This window comes from Actinomyces polynesiensis, assembly GCF_000820725.1.
In the GTDB taxonomy this organism is placed as follows: domain Bacteria; phylum Actinomycetota; class Actinomycetes; order Actinomycetales; family Actinomycetaceae; genus Pauljensenia; species Pauljensenia polynesiensis.
This window is the reverse complement of sequence record NZ_CCXH01000181.1, coordinates 1-5,920: the sequence shown is the minus strand read 5'-3', so window position 1 is coordinate 5,920 and position 5,920 is coordinate 1. Positions and strand designations below refer to the sequence as shown.

Genomic DNA, 5,920 nt, shown 5'->3' with positions numbered 1-5,920 from the left:
CCCGCTTCGAGAAGCGCTGGTCCCTGCGGGGTCCGGAGCTCGGCGTGTGGCACGGGCACCTCGAGGGGGTCGGCGAGGGACTGCGCTACGGCTTCCGTGTCCACGGCCCGTGGGACCCGGACGCGGGCCTCTTCCACAACCCGTGGAAGCTGCTCATCGACCCCTACACCCGGGGCCTGGAGGGCACGGTGGACCTCGGCCCGGAGATCCATGCCCACCAGGTCGACGCCGACCTGTACCCGACGACCTATCCCCTGGTGAAGTCCGAACTGGACTCCGCCGGGCACGTGCCCGCCTCCGTCGTGGTCGGCCACCACTTCGAGGTCGCCGAGAAGCCGCGGACCCCGTGGAACCGCAGCGTCGTCTACGAGCTCCACGTCAAGGGCTTCACCAAGAACATGCCCGGGGTCCCCCAGTCCCTGCGCGGCACCTACGCGGGTCTCGCCCACCCACGCTCCGTGGACCACCTCCACGCCCTGGGCATCACCGCCGTGGAGCTGCTGCCCGTGCACGCCAAGCTCGACGAGTCCTTCCTCTCCGAACGCGGGCTGACGAACTACTGGGGGTACTCGACCCTCAACTACTTCACCCCCGAACCCTCCTACGCCACCGATGCCGCCCGGACGCGCGGGGCCCAGGCCGTGGTCGACGAGTTCCGGGGCATGGTCTCGATCCTCCACCAGGCGGGCATCGAGGTGATCCTCGACGTGGTCTACAACCACACCTGTGAGGGCAACAACTCCGGTCCGTCGCTGTCGTGGCGTGGGATCGACTCCTCGCTGTACTACCGCCACACCTCCTCACGCCCCATGCAGATGATCGACGTGACCGGGACCGGCAACACGGTGGACTTCGACCACCCTCGCTCGATGCAGATGGTGCTGGACTCCCTGCGGTACTGGTCGGGCGAGATGGGGGTGGACGGCTTCCGCTTCGACCTCGCCGCGACCCTGGGGCGCTTCTCCACCGGATTCACACCCCTGCACCCCCTGCTGGTGGCGATGGCCACGGACGAGCAGCTCAGCCTCGACAAGCTCATCGCGGAGCCCTGGGACATCGGCCCCGGCGGGTGGCAGACCGGGAACTTCCCCACCCCCTTCTCGGAGTGGAACGACCGCTTCCGCGACTCGGCCCGCAGCTTCTGGCTCTCGGACGTGCGCAACATGTCGCTGGGGCGTCCCGCCTCGGGTCCCAACGAGCTCGCCACGCGCCTGTCGGGGTCCGCGGACGTGTTCTCCCACGGCACCGGTGCGCTGCGCGGGCCGGGGGCCTCCGTCAACTTCGTCACGGCCCACGACGGCTTCACCCTCGCCGACCTCACCGCCTACGACTACAAGCACAACATGGCGAACCTCGAGGGCAACCGGGACGGGTCCTCGAACAACCACTCCTGGAACCACGGGTTGGAGGGCGCGCTCGCCTCCTCGCTGCTGGACACCGACGCACGTGACGCCGCGGGGATCGTCGAGGACATCTTCCCCGCCCGCCAGCGCAGCCAGCGCAACCTCCTCACCACCCTTCTCGTCTCCGCGGGCACCCCGATGATCACCGCCGGGGACGAGTTCCAGCGCACCCAGTACGGCAACAACAACGCCTACTGCCAGGACGGGCCCCTGTCATGGCTGGACTGGGACCTCTCCCGCGACCAGCTCGACCAGGTGGCGACCACGCGGTGGCTGCTCGCCCTGCGTCGTGACCACCCGGTCCTGCGCCCCGCGACCTTCGCCACGGGCAGACCCGTCCCCGGTGACACGATCGCGGACGTCGGGTGGTACACGCGCAAGGGGGCGGGCATCCCCGAGGGCGGCTGGGCGCGCGAGGAGAACCGTGTCTTCCAGATGCTGCGCTCGGGGGTCCCCCACGGGGACCGCGACGCCCTCGTCCTCGTCAACGGCACCTTCGGCACCCACAGGGTCTCCCTCGCCGAGGGGCACGGACTGCCGTGGCTCGTCGCCATGGACACGTCCTGGTCGGACCCCTCCGACGGGGGGATCGACGTGCACCGCGACCTCGGCACCCTGCCCGAACGCCTGGAGAGGCTCGACCCGGGAGCCTCCGTGCGTCTCGAACCCCTCTCGGTCCTCGTGCTGCTCTCCGCAGAACTGCCCGGGGCCGAGGTGCCCGGGGCCGAGGTGCCCGGCAGGGACATCCGGGAGTGACACCCGGGAGGCAGGCTAGAATCCTCGGGTGACCACGACCAGCGAAGACCAGCTCGCCAACTCCACGAACGAGGCCTCCCTCCTGCGCACCCAGGCGCGCTCGGAGGAGATCGAGTCCGCGATCGCGGAGGACCCCTCGCCCTTCCGCATGCTCACCGGGGCCCGCCCGACGGGGAGCCTGCACCTGGGGCACTACCTGGGCACCATCCGTGACTGGGTGCGCATCCAGGACCTGGGCGTGGACACGTGGATCCTCGTCGCCGACTACCAGGTCATCACCGACCGCGACGGGGTCGGCCCCCTGCGCGAGCGGGTGCTCGGCCTGCTCACCGACTACATCGCCGCCGGCATCGACCCGACCCGGGCCACGATCTTCACCCACTCGGCGGTCCCGGCCCTCAACCAGCTGATGCTGCCCTTCCTCTCCCTGGTCACCGAGGCGGAACTGCACCGCAACCCGACCGTCAAGGCGGAGCTGGAGGCCACCGACGGTCGGGCGATGTCGGGACTGCTGCTCACCTACCCCGTCCACCAGGCGGCCGACATCCTCTTCTGCAAGGCGAACCTGGTGCCGGTGGGACAGGACCAGCTCCCCCACCTGGAGCAGACGCGGCTCATCGCCCAGCGCTTCGACCGCCGCTACGGACGGGCCGATCCCGAGCGCCCCGTGTTCCGCCGGCCCGACGCCCTCCTCTCCGAGGCCCCGCACATCCTCGGCACGGACGGCGTGAAGATGTCGAAGTCGCGTGGCAACACCATCGAGCTGCGCATGAGCGCCGACGAGACGGCGAGGATGCTCCGCAAGGCGAAGACCGACGCCGACCGCCACATCACCTACGACCCGGAGCACCGTCCCGAGGTCTCCAACCTGCTGCTCATGGCGTCCCTCGCCACCGGCGAGGCACCCGAGGCGATCGCCGAGCGCATCGGCGACAAGGGCGCCGGCACCCTCAAGGCACTGGTCACCGAGGCCGTCAACGAGATGCTCGCCCCCGTGCGCGCACGCCGCGCGGAGCTGGCCGATGACGAGGCCTACCTGCTCGACGTCCTCCACGCCGGCAACGAGAAGGCCAACGAGCGGGCGGACCGGACGCTCCACCAGGTCCGCGAGGCCATGCACATGATCTACTGACTGACGCCCTCAACCGGACCCCGCCCTCGTCGGCGGGTGTCGCCTCCGCCCTCGTCGCCCCGCGCGTACGAGGGCGGACCCGCATCCGCGCCCGGTCGGCGGGCACTGCACGACTGCCCGCACCTGACCGGACGGTCACGCACGGATGTCCGTCGCCGCACCGTCGGAGTGGGACCTTCGGCCCACGCGCAGCTGGTCAGGGGCCTGTGTGAAGGTGCCCCTCAGGTGCCACAGGAGTGCCTTCCCTTGCTGGAACACGCCGTCTGACCAGCGATAACGTTCAGTCATGGCCATCACGTCACTGCTTCCCTCCCTCGTCGGTCGACTCCAGGCGGACCGGCGACGCAATACGCGCACCCGACGGGCCGGTCAGCTTCCGGAGGGTTCGGAGGCCGCGCGGCACGAGGAGGGCGAACCCTTCGGCGGCGGTTCCATCACCCAGCGCCTCAACTGGCTGCGCGCCGGGGTGCTGGGCGCCAATGACGGGATCGTCTCCATCTCGGGCCTGCTGGTCGGTGTCGCGGCCGCGGACCCCACCAACACCTCCGCCATCGCCATCGCGGGCACCGCGGGAATCGCCTCCGCGGCACTGTCGATGTCCGTGGGCGAGTACGTCTCGGTCTCCACCCAGCGTGACACCGAACGCCAGCTCGTCATCGAGAAGCGTGCCGACCTCGCCCGCGATGCCCAGGGCGAGGAGAACCGTCTCACCCGCATCTGGGAACAGAAGGGCCTGAGCTCCGCCACTGCCAGGACCGTCGCCCAGGAACTCTCCGAGCGCGATGCCGTCGGCGCCCACCTCACGGCGGAGCACAACATCGATCCCAACGACCTCACCAGTCCGTGGGCCGCGGCGCTGAGCTCGCTCGTCGCCTTCGTGGCCGGCTCCGCCCTGCCCTTCCTCACCATGCTCGCCTTCGGGCCCCGGCTCCGCATCCCTGCCACCATGTTCGCAGTGCTGGTGGCGTTGGCCGTCACCGGTTGGGTGAGCGCCTGGCTCGGCGAGGCACCCCGCACCCGCGCGGTGCTCCGCCTGGTGCTGGGTGGTGCCGCCGCGCTGGCGCTGACCTATGGCATCGGCCACCTCTTCGGGGTCAGTGCCTAGCCCCCGCGGTCACGCACGGCAAGGGGCCCGGACGACGATGTCGTCCGGGCCCCGAGTGCTCGGTGCTCCTACCGGGTGATCACTCCCCGAAGGTCGTGTGCTTCTCGGAGACGACGGAGGAGGGCTCGGCCACGGAGACGAGGCCCAGCTCGGTGACCCCCGCCATCAGCGGGTTCCAGGGCACGACGCGCACGGCGTAGCCGAAGGACCCGGCGACGTTGAGCTCCTCGGCGCCCCGGAACTCCCAGCGCCCGTCCCCGAGGTCCCCCACCGGGGACAACTCGGCGGTGACGAAGTCGTGGATCTCGTCGTCGGATCCCACCGGTCCGGCCAGCACCTGGACGTGGACGTCCTCGGGCCGCAGGGCCCCGAGGTGGACCTGAGCCCTGACCTGCACCTCGTCGCCGATCTGCGCGACGTCGGGGGTGTGGACCTCGACGTAGTCGACGTGGACCTCGCCCCAGTGGGAGCGGACGTTCCACTTCCACTCGGCGAGGGCACGGGCGGCCTCGTGGCCGGGCACGTCGATCGTGGCGGAGGCACGGGCGACGGGGGTGTAGAGCTGCTCGACGTAGTCGCGGACCATGCGGGTGGCCTGGACCTTCGGGCCCAGCGTCGCCAGCGTGTGTCGCATCATCTCCATCCAGCGCCTGGGCACCCCGTGCTCGTCGCGTCCGTAGAAGCGCGGCGCGACGGTGTTCTCGATGAGGTCGTAGAGGGCGGCGGCCTCGATGCGGTCACGCCGCTCCGGGTCCTCCACGCCGTCGGCGGTGGGGATCGCCCACCCGTTGGCCCCGTCGTACATCTCGTCCCACCAGCCGTCGAGCACCGACAGGTTGAGCGCCCCGTTGAGGGCGCACTTCATGCCGGAGGTGCCCGAGGCCTCCAGGGGGCGCAGCGGGTTGTTCAGCCAGACGTCGCAGCCCGGCATCAGGGTCTGGGCCATCGCAATGTCGTAGTTGGGCAGGAAGACGATGCGGTCGCGCACCTTGGGGTTGTCCGCAAACTGCACGAGGCGCTGGATCAGGCTGACACCCAGCTCGTCGTCCGGGTGGGACTTGCCGGCCACCACGATCTGGATCGGGCGCTCGGGGTCGGTCAGCAGACGCGTGAGCCGTTCGGGGTCGTTGAGCATGAGGGTGAGGCGCTTGTAGGTGGGCACCCGTCGCGCGAAACCGATGGTGAGGACATCGGGGTCGAGCACCCCGTCGATCCACCCGAGCTCGGCCGGTGACGCGCCCCGCTCGATCCAGGAGTCGTGGACGCGGGTCCGCGCGGACCTGACCAGGCGGGCCCGCAGCTCGTGGCGCTGGGCCCACAGGACCTCGTCGGGGATGCCGCCCCTGTCCTCGGGCTTGAGCCATCCCTCCCCCGAGGCGATCTCCTCAGGGGTGAGGTACTCCTCGGCCTTGGCCTGGAAGGAGGGCGCGCGCCACGTGGGGCCGTGGACGCCGTTCGTCACCGAGGTGATCGGCACCTCGTCGACGTCGAAGCCCGCCCACAGGGCGGAGAACATCCGGCGCG

5 protein-coding genes are annotated in these 5,920 nt (G+C 70.6%); 3 read left to right on the top strand and 2 right to left on the bottom strand.

The window, feature by feature from the left end; genetic code table 11:
- Both glgX and trpS read left to right on the top strand, forming a co-directional pair.
- On the top strand, window positions 1–2,159 hold a 2,159-nt coding region (glgX, locus tag TA90_RS07650), incomplete at its 5' end, for a glycogen debranching protein GlgX (RefSeq protein ID WP_052450643.1).
- A 28-nt stretch (window positions 2,160–2,187) separates the two neighbouring features.
- Window positions 2,188–3,291 carry a tryptophan--tRNA ligase gene (trpS, locus tag TA90_RS07645; RefSeq protein ID WP_043535546.1) on the top strand — a complete coding sequence of 368 codons (1,104 nt, stop codon included), beginning with the start codon at window positions 2,188–2,190 and terminating at the stop codon, window positions 3,289–3,291.
- A 135-nt stretch (window positions 3,292–3,426) separates the two neighbouring features.
- Here the strand turns inward: trpS and TA90_RS14595 are convergent, their stop codons facing one another.
- Window positions 3,427–3,579 carry a hypothetical protein gene (locus tag TA90_RS14595; protein WP_156135663.1) on the bottom strand — a complete coding sequence of 51 codons (153 nt, stop codon included), beginning with the start codon at window positions 3,577–3,579 and terminating at the stop codon, window positions 3,427–3,429.
- Between TA90_RS14595 and TA90_RS07640 the strand changes: the two genes are divergently transcribed.
- Window positions 3,578–4,396: a VIT1/CCC1 transporter family protein gene (locus TA90_RS07640; RefSeq protein WP_082031560.1), complete on the top strand. Its 819-nt coding sequence runs from the start codon at window positions 3,578–3,580 to the stop codon at window positions 4,394–4,396. The two genes, TA90_RS14595 and TA90_RS07640, sit on opposite strands and share 2 nt — an antisense overlap.
- A gap of 79 nt (window positions 4,397–4,475) precedes the next feature.
- Here the strand turns inward: TA90_RS07640 and glgP are convergent.
- Window positions 4,476–5,920, bottom strand: a 1,445-nt coding sequence (gene glgP / locus TA90_RS07635; RefSeq protein WP_043535549.1) for an alpha-glucan family phosphorylase, incomplete at its 5' end; no start/stop codon positions are given.

What these genes read in the sequence shown, in the direction of transcription:
- TA90_RS07640 (WP_082031560.1), top strand. Translation starts at nt 3,578, where the DNA reads ATGGCCATCACGTCACTGCTTCCCTCCCTCGTCGGTCGACTCCAGGCG.
- TA90_RS14595 (WP_156135663.1), bottom strand. Translation starts at nt 3,579, where the DNA reads ATGACTGAACGTTATCGCTGGTCAGACGGCGTGTTCCAGCAAGGGAAG.